This is a genomic window from Streptomyces sp. NBC_00353, from assembly GCF_036108815.1.
GTDB lineage: Bacteria > Actinomycetota > Actinomycetes > Streptomycetales > Streptomycetaceae > Streptomyces.
Genome location: NZ_CP107985.1, coordinates 7952816 through 7968555, shown reverse-complemented (window position 1 = coordinate 7968555; position 15740 = coordinate 7952816). Strand labels below are relative to the sequence as shown.

Genomic DNA, 15740 nt, shown 5'->3' with positions numbered 1-15740 from the left:
CGGGTGTTCGGCCGGTGGGTCTCGGCACGGCTGCGGCGGCGTTCGGCCGGGGCAGGTACGTGCTGGAGCAGCTCGTTCCGCTGGGTGCGGACGGCGTGGGCTCGGTCTCGCTTCGGGGCGCGAGGCTCAGGCGGGGGCCCTCAGAAGGCGCGCATTCGACACATACAACGAGCACCGGGCGTCGTGATCGCCTCGGTCGCAAGGGTGCGGTTGCTCGTCGTGGTCATGGGCCAAGTAAAACAGACGTGCAGTTCCGGCCTGCCCGTCTGTCCGTATAGCGGACAGCCGTGGACCGTCGTGCCGCACGGTTCAGTCCGCGGTGGAGATTTCCACTCCCGCGGCTGTGACCTGCACCGATATGGCGGAGAGATCAGTAACGACCGCGTCGGCGACCAGCTCGGCACGATCGTGCGTTGTGGCCAAGGCCACGGTCGTCATCCCGGCCGCCCGTCCGGCCCGCAGCCCGGCGGGGGCGTCCTCGAAGACCACGCAGCGGGCCGGGTCGACGCCGAGGCGACGGGCCGCGAGGAGGTACGGCTCGGGGTCCGGCTTGCCACGGGTGATGTCCTCGGCGGCGATCATCACCGGGAAGTCGATGCCTGCCTCGCGCAGCCGCGCCTCGCCCAGCGGGCGGGTGGCGGAGGTGACGACGGCCCAGCGGTGCGCGGGCAGCGAACCGAGCAGCTCCTTGGTGCCGGGTAGCACCACGACGCCACCGGGCACGTCCTCGACCTCCAGCTGTTCGATACGGGCGAGGGCCCCGTCGACCCGGTCCGCGGGCAGCAGCTCGGCGATGATCTCGACGGCCGTGCGGCCGTGCAGTTCGACGCCGGAGAAGTCTTCCGCCGTGACGCCGTACTCCTGCGCCCACCTGGTCCAGCAGCGCTGGACGGACTCGATGGAGGAGAGCAGCGTTCCGTCGTTGTCGAACAGCAGGGCCTCGGCGTGGATCTTCATGTTCGCCGACCCTAGCGCCCGGGTACGGGGGCGCACGCAGGGGGCCTTTTGGTCCGTAATACCCTCGGCTCATGCTTGACGCCCTGACGGTCGCGGTCTCCGTGACCGCGCTCGCCCTCGCCGCCTGGTGCGGTTTCGCCGCCTACCGGGACCAGCCGACCAAGGACTGGCACTTCATCGGAATGGCCGTGGTGTCGCTGCTGGCGCTGGCTCAGCTGGTGGTGGGGATCGTGCAGCTCGCCAGGGGCGAGCGGCCGGACCAGGGCATGACGATCTTCATCTGCTATCTGATCGGGGCGTTTGCCGCCGTGCCGGCAGCAGGTTTCCTGTCGCTGACCGAGCGGACCCGATGGGGTTCGGTCACGGTGTCGGCGGGCGCGGTCGTGCTGGCCGTTCTGCAAGTACGGCTCTACGACATCTGGGGAAGCTGACCGTGACCGAGACCGACACCACCCCCGGTTCCGCACCCGGGCAGAAGGCCCGGTTCGAGCTGGGGACGGGCCCCGGCCGCGTACTCGTCTGGTTCTACGGGGTGTTCACCGTCGCGGCCGCCTCCCGCTCGATCGTCCAGATGATCCTGGACTTCGGCAGGGCGCCGCTCGCCTACGTGCTGTCGGCCGTCGCCGCCCTGGTGTACGGCTTCATCACGTACTCGCTGGTCCGCGGCGGCGAGAAGGCCCGCAGGACGGCGCTGGTGTGCTGTGCCGCCGAGCTCGCGGGCGTGCTGCTCGTCGGTACGTGGACTCTGGTCGAGCCGTCGGCCTTCGCGGACGCCACCGTCTGGTCGTATCTGGGCAGGGACTACCTGTTCATCCCGGTGATCCTGCCGGTCACCGGGATGATCTGGCTGCGTCGCGCCAAGAACGTGTGACGTCCGCGTCGTCGCCGCTCAGGCGCTGGCGACGTAGGCCGGCGCGGCGACGTCCTTCTCCAGCTGGATGAGCCGGACGCCGTCCTGACCGGTGGTGTTGCCCACGGGTGCGTAACCCGCCCGCCGGTAGAGCCGGAGATTGGTCTCGCTGCGGTGCCCGGTCTGCAGCCGGAAGCGGGTGGCCGACTGCTCGTCCGCAAGTGCGGACTCCGCGGCCCGCAGCAGCCGGGCGCCGAGCCCGTGCCCCTGGAGCCGGGGGTGGACGCAGAGCTTGGCTATCTGTCCGGTGCCGTCCGGATCGGTGGATCCGCGTACCGCGCCGACGACTTCGTCCCCGAGCCGTGCCACGAACACCAGGTTCGCGGTCAGTTCGTCGCGGACCGATTCGAGGGTCTGCACAAGCGGGTCGATCCGGTAGTTCCCGTACAGCTCCGCCTCGCTCTGAAAGCAGAGGTACTGAAGCTTCAAGATCTGTTCGGCGTCGTCTGTCGTCGCCGCCGAGATGATCACACTCATGCCCATGTGTGCATGCCTCCCGCTCACCTGATCCGCCGGTTGCCTAACAGCTCCTATCCCCGCAGTTCAGGAACGACAACCTCCACCGCGAGCATTCTGCGCAGACATCCAAGGCATCGGGAACGGATCGGACCCAAACTGCCTTGTGACATACCCAACTTCCCTGCGATCTCCCGGTAGGTGGGGTCGCCCGGAGCGAGCATCGCGGCGAGCAGCCCGGCGCACCGGCCGGGCAACCGCCCCACCGCGGCGTGCAGCGCCCTGCGTTCGTCGGCGCCGACCGCCGACCGCTCGGGGCAGCGGGCTGGATCCGCGGTGGTCTCATCGGCGTACGGACGTTCGCGCCGGGCGGTACGGCGGGCGCGGCGCACCTCCGCCCGTACGGTGTCGCGGACCCAGCGCGCCGGGTCCGCCGGCGGCCGCTGATCCGCGAGCAGCTCCAGCAGCCGCAGCCAGACAGCCTGTTCGAGATCGGCGGGTTCGACGGCCGCGCCTGCCGCCGCGTCGCTCGCCTCGGCCGTCGCCTCGGCGCTGACGAGGGGGTACAGGGCGTGGACCACGGCCGCGGGAGCCTGGGCGGCGGCGTCTGCGAGAAGCGTCATACCCCACCCGACGTGGACCGGCGCAGGGCGGTTGCCGTCCGCGGGACGCACCACCCGACCGGGGCATGCCCGGCCGGGTGCTGACGTGGGCGGCGGTGTCAGTTCCCGGCGAAGTCGGCCGCGGCAAGCAGAGCCGTGTCCGGGTTGTCGGAGAAGATCCCGTCAATGCCTGTCGCGAAGTACGTCCGGAACGCGCCGAATGCGTCGCCGTACGCGTTGGGGTCCGTACCGCGCCGGAAGTCGGCGGGCAGGAAGCTGTTCTCGTTGCGCATGGTGTATGGGTGCAGGATCAGGCCCTGCGCGTGCGCGTCCTTCACCAGGGTGGTCGGCGTGGTGAGCCGGCCCGACGCGTCCTTGGGGATGATCAGGTCCAGGGTGGGGCCGATGCCCTGCGCGAACGACGCCAGCCACGTCAGCCCGGAGGGCTTCACGAGATCGTCGACGGTGCGCGGGTCACCGGTCGCCACGAAGTCCCAGGGCTTCGATCCCGCGCCGGAGAGCAGGACGACACGCGGGGTGGCGACGAGCTTCGACAGCCGCTGGATGCTGGTGGGCTCGAAGGACTGGAGTATGAGCGGCGACTGCTTGCGGTGGCGGTCGTAGCGGCGCAGCAGCTTGGCAAGCGGCTCCTCCAGGCCGAGGCCGAGGCCGCGGAAGTAGGTGGGGTGCTTGGTCTCGACGTACAGCCAGACCTGCTTCCCGCGCCTGCGGCCCTCACGGTCGGCCCACTGGAGCACTTCTTCGAAGGTGGGGACCTCCCAGCGGCCGTCGTAGAGCGTGTTCTTCTGGCGGTTGCCGGGGATGCGCTCCTTGGCGCGGAGCGTCTTCAGCTCGGCGAGGGTGAAGTCCTCGGTGAACCAGCCGGTGAGGGAGACCCCGTCGACAGTCTTCGTCGTCCTGCGGCTCGCGAACTCGGGGTGGGCGGAGACATCGGTGGTGGCGGTGATGTCGTTCTCGTGACGGCAGACAAGGTGGCCGTCCTTGGTGGGTACCAGGTCCTGCTCGATGATGTGCGCACCCATGTCGAGCGCCAGCTGGTACGAGCCGAGGGTGTGCTCGGGGCGGTAGCCGCTGGTACCGCGGTGCCCGATGACGGTCGGCACCGGCAGGTCCAGCCGGTGACCGTGGCCGCCGGACCGTCCGTCGGCGGGCCCTGGCGTGTTCTCGGCGGCGTTCGCCGTGCCCGGCAGTCCGAGGGCGGCCGCGCCCAGTACGGCCGCTCCCGCTCCCAGTACGGTCCGCCGACCGGGGTTCGCCTGCGCACGCTCTGTCATGACTGCTCCCTCGCATGTGATGTGTGGCACCGTCGAGCGAGGCCCGATCGTAGGGAACTGCACCATCCGCACGGCAGCCCGTGGACGAACATGGCGGAAACACACGTCAACACTGCGTATCCACTCGATGAACCCGATGTGCGATCAGCGAGTACCCGCGAGTATCGTCCTCACCTGCATATACCGTCACGATCCCGCGCCTCGGCCGGCCCTGGCCACTACACCGGAGGAACCGTTGTCCCGACACGCACTCATCAAGGCAGTGCTCGGACCGCTCTTGCGCCTGATGTTCCGCCCCCAGGTGGAAGGCGTGGAGAACATCCCCGGAGACGGTCCGGTGATCCTCGCGGGCAACCATCTGACGTTCATCGACTCGATGATCATGCCGATCTGCTGCGACCGGCCGGTGTTCTACATCGGCAAGGACGAGTACGTGACGGGCAAGGGGCTCAAGGGCCGGATGATGGCCTGGTTCTTCACCGGCTGCGGCATGATCCCGGTGGACCGGGACGGCGGCCGCGGCGGTGTCGCGGCGCTGATGACGGGCCATCGGGTGCTGGAGCAGGGCAAGGCGTTCGCCATCTACCCGGAGGGCACCCGCTCCCCCGACGGGCGGCTCTACCGGGGCCGTACGGGCATCGCACGGCTGACGCTGATGACGGGCGCGCCGGTGGTGCCGTTCGCGATGATCGGCACGGACAAGCTGCAGCCGGGCGGTGCGGGACTCCCCAGGCCCGGCAAGGTGACGGTCCGGTTCGGTGAGCCGATGGAGTTCTCCCGCTACGAGGGCATGGACCGCGACCGCTACGTGCTGCGGGCGGTGACGGACTCCGTGATGGCCGAGGTGATGCGGCTCTCCGGCCAGGAGTACGTCGACATGTATGCGACGAAGGCCAAGGCCGCCTGATCCGGCCGATCCGCAGGACGTCCGAAGGGCCCGTACCCCGCTTGGCGGTACGGGCCCTTCCGTATCTCACAACCACTCGTACGGCCGAAGGCGCGACAGCTCGCGGGCGGCTCTACGGATGCTCGATCTCCTCCTCCAGCGCCTGGCCGCGCAGCAGGAACCAGGCGGCGGCCGCCGTCGCGATCAGAACCGCCGCGCCGATGCCCGCGGCGATGTGCAACCCGTCGACGAACGAGTCCTGTGCCGCCGAGACCAGTGCGTGCGCCTGATCCGCCGGAATGCCCTGCGCCGCTTCGACGGCGCCGCCCAGGGATTCATGGGCCGCCGCGGCGGCATCGGCCGGGACACCGTGCGGGGTGACGAAGTCCTGGTAGACGCCGGTGACGATGGAGCCGAGCAGGGCGATGCCGAGAGCCGCGCCGAGTTCGTACGCCGTCTCGGAGACCGCGGACGCGGAGCCCGCGTGCTCCTTCGGGACGCTGGAGAGGATCACGTCGGAGGTCACGGTGAAGGCGAAGCCCGCGCCGATGCCGACGACCAGCAGCAGAAGGCCGATCAGTGGATAGCCGGTCTCCTGGTGGACGAAGGTGACGGCGGCGAGCGCGACGCCGACTGCCGCGAGTCCGGCGGACACCACGAACCGGACCGTGAACCGGCGGGCGGCCTGACCGGCGATCAGACCGCAGGTCACCGCGCCGACGGCGGCCGGCAACTCGGCGAGTCCGGCCTCCAGCGGGCCGCGCCCCTGGACCAGTTGCAGGAACTGGGAGAGGAAGAAGACCAGCCCGGACAGGCCGAGGATGGTCAGCAGATCGGCGAGGACGGCGCCCGAGAAACCCCGGTGGTGGAACAGCCGCATGTCCAGCAGCGGATCCGGCAGCTTGAGCTGCCTGCGTACGAACCACCAGAGCGCGGCCGCACCGCCGATGCCGGCGACGGCGACCTCCCAGCTCGCCCCGTGCGCGGCCAGATCCTTGATGGCGTACACGACACCGATCATGCCGACCAGGGAGAGCGCGACACTCATCAGGTCCCAGGGGCCCGGGGCCGGGTTCTTCGACTCGGGGATCATCCGGACGCCGACGACCACGAGGACCGCCATCACCGGCAGATTGATCAGGAAGACCGACCCCCACCAGAAGTGCTCCAGCAGGAACCCGCCGACGACCGGGCCGACGGCCGCGCCCGCGGAGGCCATGGCGCCCCAGATGCCGATGGCCAGCGAGCGCTCGCGCGGGTCGTTGAAGAGGTTGCGGATCAGGGCGAGGGTGGACGGCATCAAGGTGGCGCCCGCGACGCCGAGCAGCGCCCGCGCCAGGATCATCATCTCGGGGCTGTTCGCGTACGCGTTGAGCACGGAGACCGCGCCGAACGCGATGGCGCCGCTCAGCAACAGCTTCTTGCGGCCGATGCGGTCGCCGAGGCTGCCCATGGAGACCAGGAGCCCGGCGATGACGAACGAGTAGACGTCGCCGATCCAGAGCAGCTGGGTGCCGGTCGGCTCGAGATCCTCGGTGAGGAACGGCGTCGCAAGGCCCAGGACCGTGGCGTCGATGGCCACCAGCAGCACGGCGAGGACGAGCACGGCGAGCGCGATCCACCGTCCGGGGCGGCGCAGCTCGTCCGAGGTCTCCGCGTGCTGTTCGATGCTGGTCATTGCTCCACGCTCCGGCGTGCTCCGCCGAGCAACAACTCGACGATCATGTACTGGAAGTCCTGTCCGGCGACCCGGCCCGCCTGGACGGCCCAGGCGCCGGTGGAGACGAGCCCGTACAGGGCCTCGGTCAGCCAGGCGGGGGTCAGGTCGATCCGGATCTCGCCGCGCTCCTGTCCCCGCCGGAAGAAGGCGGAGACCCGCGCGTCCAGCCGGTTCCAGCCCTCATTCATCTCGTCGCCCTCGAAGAGCTGGTTCTCGGTGACGAGGAAGGACAGCAGTCCGGCGCTCGGCTCGACAGCCGCGATCAGCCGGCGCAGCGCCTGCTCCGAGGAGCCCTCGTCGAGCGCGGCGGCGTCGAGAGCCGCTTCGAATTCCTGGATCCCCAGGTTCTCCAACGCTCTGACCAGGGCGTCCCGTCCGGCGAAGTGCCGGTGCAGGGTGGCGCGTCCGATGCCCGCGGCCTTGGCGACCTCATCCATGGTGGCGGTCGATTTACGGGTCAGCAGAGCCGCGGCGCTGCGCAGCACCTGCTCACGGTCGACAGTCATGAGACGACCATAACCCAAATGAGACATCATCGTCTCATTCTTTCTCCGGGTTCTCCGGTGCGAAGCGCTGGTTTTCCGGCACCTATCGGGCGCCGGGGCGGCTTCCGGGCACCGGAAAGGGCGTGCTGCGGGTCGGCCGAGGTACCACGGTCGCGGCCGATTTCAACTCGATGCGTCGGCCGCGGGCTGCCAGGTCGAGGGTCGTCATGCGAGCGACCCTAGGCTCCCGCAGGGCTGTCTCCGGCGCGTCGTGCCGGGCGAGTCCGCGATTCACCGGTTCGCGCACCGTCGCGCGTCTGAGCGACCGAGGGCGGTGCCGTAGGCGCCCGCCGGGGATTACGGGACCACCCTTGGGGCGTACCGCCGACCGCTTCATGGCCCGGGTCGTGGGCATCCACCGGACGGGCGGCCAGCCTCGGACTGATCGCCGGCCGCCGGTGGCTCGTGAACAACCGGTCGCCGGTGGCTCGTCAGGAGGGTGAAGAACTTCTCGTTCCGCGGCTGCATCCGTGGGCCGACGGGAGATTCCCCTGGGCCGACAGTGTCCTACGCGGCGAGGCACCGCTTCTCGAGGAGGTTGTCCGTCCGCAGCGGACGGACAAGGGGAAAGACGAAGAGGGAAAGGGGAGTACCCACTCCTTTCCACTCTCAACTTATAGCGCATGGGGGGCCTTGCGGCAAGACCCGGGTCATGCCGCAGAATCGGCGGCCGAAGCCGGACCCGACGGAAATGGGAGAGTCACGGAGTGCGTGTGTTGTTGTCTACGTATGGCTCGCGTGGGGATGTCGAGCCGCTGGTGGGACTCGCGGTGCAGTTGCGGGCACTCGGCGCGGAGGTGCGGGTGTGCGCGCCGCCGGACGAGGACTTCGCGCAGCGGCTGGCCGGTGTCGGCGTGCCGATGGTGCCCGTCGGCCAGTCGGCGCGCGCGCTGACGACGGCGGCGCCGTCGTCGGCGGACCTGCCCCGCCGCGCGGCCGAGTTGATCGCCAGTCAGTTCGCCGCGGTCACCACGGCGGCCGAGGGATGTGATGCGCTGGTGGCGACCGGCATGATGCCGGCCGCGGCCGGCGCGCGGTCGGTGGCCGAGAAACTGGGCATCCGCTCCGTGTCCGTGACCTTCCAGCAGCTCACCCTGCCGTCGCCGCACCACCCGCCGCTGGCCTATCCGGGCCGGCCGTTCCCGCCGGACGTGACCGACAACCGGGTGCTGTGGGACCTCGACGCCGAGAGCATCGACGCACTGTTCGGTGAGGCGCTCAACGTCAACCGGGCGTCGATCGGCCTGCCCCCGGTGGACAACGTCCGCGACTACGTCATCGGCGACCGGCCGTGGCTGGCGACGGACCCGACCCTGGACCCGTGGCAGAAGACGCCGGACCTCGACGTCGTGCAGACCGGCGCGTGGATCCTGCCGGACGAACGCCCGCTCCCGGACGACCTGGAAGCGTTCCTGCAGGCCGGCGAACCACCGGTGTATGTGGGCTTCGGCAGCATGCCCATGCGCGCCTCGAAGGACGTCGCCCAGGTGGCCATCGAGGCCGTCCGCGCACAGGGTTGCCGCGTACTCACCTCCCGCGGCTGGGCCGACCTGGCCCTGATCGACGACCTGGACGACTGCTTCGTCGTCGGCGAGGTCAACCAGCAGGCACTGTTCGGCCGGGTGGCCGCCGTCGTGCACCACGGCGGCGCGGGCACGACGACGACGGCCGCCCGGGCCGGCGCACCGCAGGTGGTGGTACCTCAGTCGGCGGACCAGCCGTACTGGGCCGGCCGGGTGGCCGACCTGGGCATCGGCGCGGCACACGACGGTCCGACCCCGACCACCGAGTCCTTGTCCGCCGCGCTCAAGACGGCCCTGACACCTGAGTCCCGCGCCCGAGCGACCGCCGTGGCCGGCACGATCCGCACCGACGGGGCGACGGTGGCCGCGAAGTTGCTGCTCGACGCGATCGGCCGGGAAAGGCCGCCGATGTCCGCGTGAACCACGCGGGATCACCGAGCCGGGAACCGGAACACGAGAACCCGCCGACCCCGGCGACCTGGACCGGCAACGGCCACGGGGCCACGCCGGGCGGAGCGTTGCTCGTCATGGCCACCAGGTTCGTCACGCCAGTCCAGATGCCTTGCTGCGCGCAAAAGAACGGTCGCGAGCGACCTCAGATCGGAGCCGATGACGTGCACCCGCTGACCACCAGCGTGTTCGACCTTCCCGACCACCTTTCCCCCAAGGCCGACCCGACGCTGATCGCCGGTGACGAGCAGCACTTCGCGGCCCTCGCAAAGAGCCTTGAGCAGGCGATCACCGAACTGTCCGACCGCCTCGCCGCCGAGCGCAGAGCGCCCGGCGGCGTGGGCCGGCAGGCGATGGACCGGGACATGGAGATCCACCGGCTGACCACGCGCCTGCGCGCACTGCGTCGCTTCGGTCTGGACCTGTGCCTCGGACACATGGTCAGCGCGGACAGCGCCGAGCCGGTGTACGTCGGACGACTCGGTCTTACGGACAGCGCGGGTCGCCGACTGCTGCTCGACTGGCGCTCCCCCGCGGCTGAGCCGTTCTTCGGAGCCACCCACGCCAACCCGATGGGTCTGGTGAGCCGCCGCAGGTATCGCTGGACCCGAGGCCGGATCGGCGACTACTGGGACGAGGTCTTCACCTCGGACGGGTTCGTCGGGCACGCCGCGCTCGACGACCAGTCCGCCTTCATCGCCAGTCTGGGCAGCAACAGGTCGGCTCGGATGCGAGACGTGCTCGGCACCATCCAGGCCGACCAGGACGCCATCATCCGCGCGGGATCCCGCGGCGCTCTCGTGGTCGACGGCGGCCCGGGTACGGGGAAGACCGTCGTCGCTCTGCACCGCTCCGCCTACCTCCTCCACTCCGACCCTCGCCTCGGTCACCGTCGGGGCGGTGTGCTGTTCGTCGGTCCGCACCGGCCCTACCTGGCCTACGTCGCCGACGTCCTCCCCAGCCTCGGAGAGGAGGGCGTGCAGACCTGCACCCTGCGGGACCTCGTCGCCGAGGGAGCCGCAGCAGCCATCGAGGCCGACCCGGACGTGGCCGCCCTGAAGTCGTCCGCGAACCTGGTGAAAGCGATCGAGACGACCGTCAGGTTCTACGAGGAACCGCCCACCAAGGGGATGACGGTCACGACCCACTGGTCCGACATCCGGCTGAGCGCCGACGACTGGGCCGTGGCGTTCGAAGCGGCAGAACCCGGTACTCCGCACAACGAGGCCCGCGATCAGGTCTGGGAGGAGCTGCTCACGATCCTGGTGGACAAGCACGACGGCGACGTATCGGCCGACCTGCTCCGCAAGTCGCTGCGGCAGAACAGGGAACTGCTCACGACCTTCGACCGCGCGTGGCCGCTGCTGGAAGCGGCTGACCTCGTGGGAGACCTGTGGTCGGTACCCGCCTATCTCCGGATGTGCGCTCCCTGGCTCGGCCCCGACGACGTTCAGAAGCTGCAGCGAGGCGACGCCCAGGCCTGGACGGTGTCCGACCTGCCGCTCCTGGACGCCGCACGGCAGCGGCTCGGCGACCCGGAGGCCTCGCGACGCAAGCGTCGGCACGACGCCTCTGTCGCCGCCGAACGCGCGCGCAGGACCGACGTCATCGACGGCCTGCTGCAGAACATCCTGATCGACGAGAGCGAAGGCGCGGTGGGGATGCTGCGCGGACAGGACCTGCAGGACGCCCTGGTCGACGAGACCGCACTGCCCACCGTCGAACCGGACCTGCTCGCCGGCCCGTTCGCGCACATCGTCGTGGACGAGGCTCAGGAACTGACCGACGCCGAGTGGCAGATGCTGCTGGCCCGGTGCCCGTCCCGGAGCTTCACCATCGTCGGGGACCGTGCCCAGGCCAGGCACGGGTTCACGGAGTCGTGGCAGGAACGGCTCGAGCGGATCGGGATCGACCGGATCAACCTGGCCTCCCTGAGCATCAACTACCGGACGCCGGAAGAAGTCATGGCGGAAGCCGAGCCGGTCATCCGGGCCGTACTCCCGGACGCCAACGTGCCGGCCTCCATCCGCAGCAGCGGCGTCCCCGTCGTACACGGATCTGTTTCGGATCTGACCTCGGTCCTCGACACCTGGCTCGCCGCACACGCCGACGGGATCGCCTGCGTCATCGGCGATCCCACGTTCCGGACGACGTCCCGCGTCCGGTCGCTGACTCCGGAGCTGTCGAAGGGGCTCGAGTTCGACCTGGTCGTCCTCATCGACCCGGAGGAGTTCGGCAAGGGCATCGAAGGAGCGGTCGACCGCTATGTCGCCATGACCCGGGCCACCCAGCAACTCGTCATCCTCACGAGCTCCTGACGTCGCGGCCGTTCGCCCGGGTCGAGATCACCGAGCGGGACCGGGAGGACGTCGCCGGGCACGGACAGGGCGAGGCGCCGCTGCGCCGGATCCACCCGTGGATCGGCCTGGGGCGGGCGGACTTCGACGCGCCGGCGCAGTGGGCGCGGACCGAGCGGGAGCTGACCCCGATCGGGACGCCTCGCCGGTCAGCTCCAGGGCAGGCCGGCGCGGTGGCGCCAGTACGCCTCGGGCTCCTCCACCAGCGCGTCCAGCCGGTCCCGCCGCTGCTCGTCGAGGTCGAGGACGGGGGCGTGGAGGTTGCTGAGGAGCTGGGTGACGGTCGCCGCGCCGGAGAGGACGACGCCCGCCCACGGCTGGTGCAGGATGAGCGCGAGCGCGACCGCGTCGCTGCCGAGGCCCGCCTCGGCAGCGATCTCCTGGACGACCGCGGGAGCGTCCGTTCCGGCGAGCCGGCCGTTGGCCATCGCTTCCTTGACGATCACGGTCAGCCCGGCGTCGTGCGCCTCGGCGAGCGCCTGTCCGGCCGACGTCTCCAGGGCGTTGTAGGTGGCCTGGACGGTACGGAAGAGGGGCTCGCCGTCGACGGTGACGGCGAGGGCGGCGCGGATGGCGTCCGCCTGGCCGGGACCGCTGGTGGACAGGCCGACGGTGACCCCGTCTGCGGCGAGGGCGGCGAGCCGCTCGTGCAGTTCCTTGTCGGTGAGGGCCGGACTGTCGGCTGTCACGGAGTGGATCTGGTAGAGGTCGAGCCGGTCGCCCAACAGCGCCTCGGTCTCGGCACGCTGGCGTTCGAAGGTGGTGAGGCTGTGGTCCTTGACCTCGTGCGCCTCGACGTCGACGCTCCAGTCGGCGGTGTAGGTGTAGCCCCATTTGCTGCCGATGACGACGTCGCGCACATCCGGGCGGGTGGTCAGCCAGTCGCCGAGGAACTCCTCGGCGCGGCCGTAGGAGCGGGCGGCGTCGAAGTAGCGGACGCCCTGCGCATAGGCGGCGTCGAGAAGCTCATGAGTGTGCTCGCGCAATGCCTCGACGCTGCGGGTCCCGGGCAGGTCCCGGTCGCGGTGGAGATTGATGTAGGCGGGCCTGCCGACCGCGGCCAGGCCGAGCCCGATATGGGCGGTCGGGGTCGTCGCTGAGGCCAGGCGGGCGAAGGGCATCGCGGGCTCCTCGTGGGTCGGGTCCGTAACTCCGTCCCGACCAACGTAGCCCGCGATGCCGTTCCCGTGACCTACTGACGGGCGGTGGCCCATGCGTGCTGTGCCGCCAGGTCGTTCTTGACCTCGGCGAGCTGTACGGCGACGGCCGACGGGGCCGTACCGCCGCGTCCGTCACGCGAGGCGAGGGCGCCCGGCACGTCGAGGACCGTGCGGACCTCGGGGGTGAGGTGCTCGGAGATCTTCGTGAACTGCTCGTCGGTGAGCTCGTCGAGCTCGATGCCGTGCTGCTCGCACTCCTTGACGCACTCGCCCGCGACCTCGTGCGCGACGCGGAACGGGACGCCCTTCTTGACCAGCCACTCGGCGATGTCGGTGGCGAGCGAGAAGCCCGCCGGGGCCAGCTCCTCCATCCGCTCGCGGTTGACGGTCAGCGTGGCCATCATGCCGGTGAAGGCAGGCAGCAGGACCTCGAGCTGGTCACAGGAGTCGAAGACCGGCTCCTTGTCCTCCTGGAGGTCGCGGTTGTACGCGAGCGGGAGGGCTTTCAGCGTGGCCATCAGCCCCGTCAGGTTGCCGATGAGGCGCCCGGACTTGCCGCGGGCCAGCTCGGCGATGTCCGGGTTCTTCTTCTGCGGCATGATCGAGGAGCCGGTGGAGAAGGCGTCGTGCAGGGTGACGAAGGAGAACTCCTTCGTGTTCCAGATGATGACCTCCTCCGCGATCCGGGAGAGGTTGACGCCGATCATCGCGGTGATGAACGCGAACTCGGCGACGAAGTCGCGGGAGGCCGTGCCGTCGATGGAGTTGGCGACGGAACCGTGCTCGAAGCCGAGGTCCGCGGCGACCGCCTCCGGGTCGAGACCGAGCGAGGAGCCGGCCAGCGCGCCGGAGCCGTACGGGGACACGGCCGTCCGCTCGTCCCACTGCCGCAGGCGCTCGGCATCCCGGGACAGGGACTGCACGTGGGCCAGGACGTGGTGGGCGAAGAGGACGGGCTGAGCGTGCTGCAGGTGCGTCCGGCCCGGCATGGCGACGTCCGGGTGGGCCTCGGCGAGACCGACCAGCGCGTCCTGGAGCTCGGCGATCAGACCGCCGATGATCCGGGCGTGGTCGCGCAGGTACATCCGGAAGAGCGTGGCGATCTGGTCGTTGCGGGACCGGCCGGCGCGCAGCTTGCCGCCGAGGTCCGGGCCCAGGCGCTCCAGCAGTCCACGCTCCAGCGCGGTGTGGACGTCCTCGTCGGCGATGGTGCCGGTGAACGACCCGTCGGCGACATCGGCTTCGAGCTGGTCGAGGCCGGCGATCATGCGGGTCAGCTCGTCCTCGGTGAGCAGGCCCGCCTTGTTGAGGACGCGAGCGTGGGCGCGGGAGCCGGCGATGTCGTACGGCGCGAGCCGCCAGTCGAAGTGGACGGAGGCGGACAGCTTCGCCAGCGCCTCGGCCGGACCGTCGGCGAAGCGGGCGCCCCAGAGGCGTACGTCGCTGTTGCCGTTGCCATTGCTCACTGCGTGCTCCTCAAGAGACAAGAGGGTGGATGTGCGACCGCCTCCCCGCCGCGGAGGAACGGGGAGGCGGTGACGTAAACGGGGTGGCGTCAGGCCAGGTCACGCTTGGCGGCGATCTTCGACGAAAGGCCGAAGATCTCGATGAAGCCCTGCGCCTTGGACTGGTCGAACGTGTCGCCCGAGTCGTAGGTGGCGAGGTTGAAGTCGTACAGCGACTCGCTGGACTTCCGGCCGGTGACGACGGCGCGGCCGGCGTGCAGCGTCATCCGGATGTCACCGGTGACGTGCTGGTTGGCCTCGTTGATGAAGCCGTCCAGGGCGCGCTTGAGCGGGGAGAACCACAGGCCGTCGTAGACCATCTCGCCCCAGCGCTGCTCGACCTGCCGCTTGTAGCGGGCCAGCTCGCGCTCGACGGTGACGTTCTCCAGCTCCTGGTGGGCGGTGATCAGTGCGATCGCACCGGGGGCCTCGTACACCTCGCGGGACTTGATGCCGACGAGCCGGTCCTCGACCATGTCGATCCGGCCGATGCCCTGGGCGCCGGCCCGCTCGTTGAGCCGCTGGATCGCCTGGAGGACGGTGACGGGCTTGCCGTCGATGGCGACCGGGACGCCCTCCTTGAAGGAGATGACGACCTCGTCGGCCTCGCGCGGGGTGGCCGGGTTCTCGGTGTACTCGTAGATGTCCTCGATCGGGGCGTTCCAGATGTCCTCCAGGAAGCCCGTCTCGACGGCGCGCCCGAAGACGTTCTGGTCGATCGAGTACGGGGACTTCTTGGTGGTCGCGATCGGGAGGTTCTTCTCCTCGCAGAAGGCGATCGCCTTGTCCCGGGTCATCGCGTAGTCACGGACCGGGGCGATGCACTTCAGGTCGGGGCCGAGCGCGGAGATGCCGGCTTCGAAGCGGACCTGGTCGTTGCCCTTGCCGGTGCAGCCGTGGGCGACGATGCCGGCGTTGTGCTTGTTGGCGGCGGCGACGAGGTGCTTGACGATGGTCGGCCGGGAGAGGGCCGACACCAGCGGGTAGCGGTCCATGTAGAGGGCGTTGGCCTTGATCGCCGGGAGACAGTACTCCTCGGCGAACTCGTCCTTGGCGTCCGCGACCTCGGCCTCGACGGCACCGCAGGCGAGCGCGCGCTTACGAATGACGTCCAGGTCCTCGCCGCCCTGGCCGACATCCACGGCAACGGCGATGACCTCGGCGCCCGTCTCCTCGGCGATCCAGCCGATGGCGACGGAGGTGTCCAGGCCGCCCGAGTAGGCGAGTACGACGCGCTCGGTCACGGGTTTCTCCTTACGGTGCAATCACTGTTGGGTATAACTATGCAATCCTCCGTATGGTTTGTCAAAGCTGCTGATCACCGGCTCACCCGAACGTGCGAGCCCGGACCATAAATGCCGGGCTCGGACACCG

Annotated in this window: 14 protein-coding genes; 5 read left to right on the top strand and 9 right to left on the bottom strand. The window is 70.0% G+C overall.

Annotated features, from left to right (window positions below; genetic code table 11):
- Nucleotides 1–309: 309 nt before the first annotated feature.
- Nucleotides 310–957: an HAD family hydrolase gene (locus tag OHA88_RS35910; protein WP_328628572.1), complete on the bottom strand. Its 648-nt coding sequence runs from the start codon at nucleotides 955–957 to the stop codon at nucleotides 310–312.
- A gap of 71 nt (nucleotides 958–1028) precedes the next feature.
- On the opposite strand from OHA88_RS35910, the gene OHA88_RS35905 reads away from it, so the two are divergent.
- Nucleotides 1029–1388, top strand: coding sequence for a hypothetical protein (locus OHA88_RS35905; RefSeq protein ID WP_267006155.1), 360 nt, complete (start codon nucleotides 1029–1031; stop codon nucleotides 1386–1388).
- A gap of 2 nt (nucleotides 1389–1390) precedes the next feature.
- Nucleotides 1391–1828, top strand: a complete 438-nt coding sequence (locus OHA88_RS35900; RefSeq protein ID WP_326816753.1) for a hypothetical protein — start codon at nucleotides 1391–1393, stop codon at nucleotides 1826–1828.
- Nucleotides 1829–1846: 18 nt separating this feature from the next.
- Here OHA88_RS35900 and OHA88_RS35895 read toward each other — a convergent pair whose 3' ends face one another.
- The 3 genes from OHA88_RS35895 to OHA88_RS35885 all read right to left on the bottom strand — a co-directional run bounded on the left by OHA88_RS35895 (nucleotide 1847) and on the right by OHA88_RS35885 (nucleotide 4220).
- Nucleotides 1847–2350: a GNAT family N-acetyltransferase gene (locus OHA88_RS35895; RefSeq protein WP_328628571.1), complete on the bottom strand. Its 504-nt coding sequence runs from the start codon at nucleotides 2348–2350 to the stop codon at nucleotides 1847–1849.
- Nucleotides 2351–2397: 47 nt separating this feature from the next.
- Entirely contained in the window at nucleotides 2398–2946 is a 549-nt protein-coding gene (locus tag OHA88_RS35890) for a sigma-70 family RNA polymerase sigma factor (protein ID WP_328628570.1), read from the bottom strand.
- A 98-nt stretch (nucleotides 2947–3044) separates the two neighbouring features.
- Entirely contained in the window at nucleotides 3045–4220 is a 1176-nt protein-coding gene (locus OHA88_RS35885) for a glycerophosphodiester phosphodiesterase (protein WP_328628569.1), read from the bottom strand.
- A gap of 235 nt (nucleotides 4221–4455) precedes the next feature.
- Between OHA88_RS35885 and OHA88_RS35880 the strand changes: the two genes are divergently transcribed.
- Nucleotides 4456–5127, top strand: coding sequence for a lysophospholipid acyltransferase family protein (locus OHA88_RS35880; RefSeq protein ID WP_267006150.1), 672 nt, complete (start codon nucleotides 4456–4458; stop codon nucleotides 5125–5127).
- Between the two features lie 112 nt (nucleotides 5128–5239).
- On the opposite strand, the gene OHA88_RS35875 is transcribed toward OHA88_RS35880, so the two are convergent.
- A complete protein-coding gene (locus OHA88_RS35875; RefSeq protein WP_328628568.1) occupies nucleotides 5240–6784 on the bottom strand; it encodes an MFS transporter in 1545 nt (514 codons plus the stop codon).
- The gene (locus OHA88_RS35870; protein ID WP_328628567.1) at nucleotides 6781–7332 is read right to left on the bottom strand and encodes a TetR/AcrR family transcriptional regulator; all 552 of its coding nucleotides are present in this window, start codon (nucleotides 7330–7332) and stop codon (nucleotides 6781–6783) included. Before OHA88_RS35870 ends, OHA88_RS35875 begins: the two co-directional genes overlap by 4 nt.
- Before the next feature lie 746 nt (nucleotides 7333–8078).
- On the opposite strand from OHA88_RS35870, the gene OHA88_RS35865 reads away from it, so the two are divergent.
- Both OHA88_RS35865 and helR read left to right on the top strand, forming a co-directional pair.
- On the top strand, nucleotides 8079–9314 hold the full coding sequence (locus tag OHA88_RS35865) for a glycosyltransferase (protein ID WP_328628566.1): 1236 nt from the start codon (nucleotides 8079–8081) through the stop codon (nucleotides 9312–9314).
- A 194-nt stretch (nucleotides 9315–9508) separates the two neighbouring features.
- Nucleotides 9509–11662 carry an RNA polymerase recycling motor ATPase HelR gene (gene helR / locus OHA88_RS35860; RefSeq protein ID WP_328628565.1) on the top strand — a complete coding sequence of 718 codons (2154 nt, stop codon included), beginning with the start codon at nucleotides 9509–9511 and terminating at the stop codon, nucleotides 11660–11662.
- A 188-nt stretch (nucleotides 11663–11850) separates the two neighbouring features.
- Here the strand turns inward: helR and OHA88_RS35855 are convergent, their stop codons facing one another.
- The 3 genes from OHA88_RS35855 to OHA88_RS35845 all read right to left on the bottom strand — a co-directional run bounded on the left by OHA88_RS35855 (nucleotide 11851) and on the right by OHA88_RS35845 (nucleotide 15610).
- Nucleotides 11851–12822, bottom strand: coding sequence for an aldo/keto reductase (locus tag OHA88_RS35855; RefSeq protein ID WP_328628564.1), 972 nt, complete (start codon nucleotides 12820–12822; stop codon nucleotides 11851–11853).
- Nucleotides 12823–12893: 71 nt separating this feature from the next.
- Nucleotides 12894–14327, bottom strand: coding sequence for an argininosuccinate lyase (gene argH / locus OHA88_RS35850; protein ID WP_328628563.1), 1434 nt, complete (start codon nucleotides 14325–14327; stop codon nucleotides 12894–12896).
- A gap of 89 nt (nucleotides 14328–14416) precedes the next feature.
- Nucleotides 14417–15610 carry an argininosuccinate synthase gene (locus OHA88_RS35845; protein WP_328628562.1) on the bottom strand — a complete coding sequence of 398 codons (1194 nt, stop codon included), beginning with the start codon at nucleotides 15608–15610 and terminating at the stop codon, nucleotides 14417–14419.
- Between the last annotated feature and the right edge of the window lie 130 nt (nucleotides 15611–15740).

What these genes read in the sequence shown, in the direction of transcription:
- OHA88_RS35910 (WP_328628572.1), bottom strand. Translation starts at nt 957, where the DNA reads ATGAAGATCCACGCCGAGGCCCTGCTGTTCGACAACGACGGAACGCTG.
- OHA88_RS35905 (WP_267006155.1), top strand. Translation starts at nt 1,029, where the DNA reads ATGCTTGACGCCCTGACGGTCGCGGTCTCCGTGACCGCGCTCGCCCTC.
- OHA88_RS35895 (WP_328628571.1), bottom strand. Translation starts at nt 2,350, where the DNA reads ATGGGCATGAGTGTGATCATCTCGGCGGCGACGACAGACGACGCCGAA.
- OHA88_RS35890 (WP_328628570.1), bottom strand. Translation starts at nt 2,946, where the DNA reads ATGACGCTTCTCGCAGACGCCGCCGCCCAGGCTCCCGCGGCCGTGGTC.
- OHA88_RS35885 (WP_328628569.1), bottom strand. Translation starts at nt 4,220, where the DNA reads ATGACAGAGCGTGCGCAGGCGAACCCCGGTCGGCGGACCGTACTGGGA.
- OHA88_RS35875 (WP_328628568.1), bottom strand. Translation starts at nt 6,784, where the DNA reads ATGACCAGCATCGAACAGCACGCGGAGACCTCGGACGAGCTGCGCCGC.
- OHA88_RS35870 (WP_328628567.1), bottom strand. Translation starts at nt 7,332, where the DNA reads ATGACTGTCGACCGTGAGCAGGTGCTGCGCAGCGCCGCGGCTCTGCTG.
- OHA88_RS35855 (WP_328628564.1), bottom strand. Translation starts at nt 12,822, where the DNA reads ATGCCCTTCGCCCGCCTGGCCTCAGCGACGACCCCGACCGCCCATATC.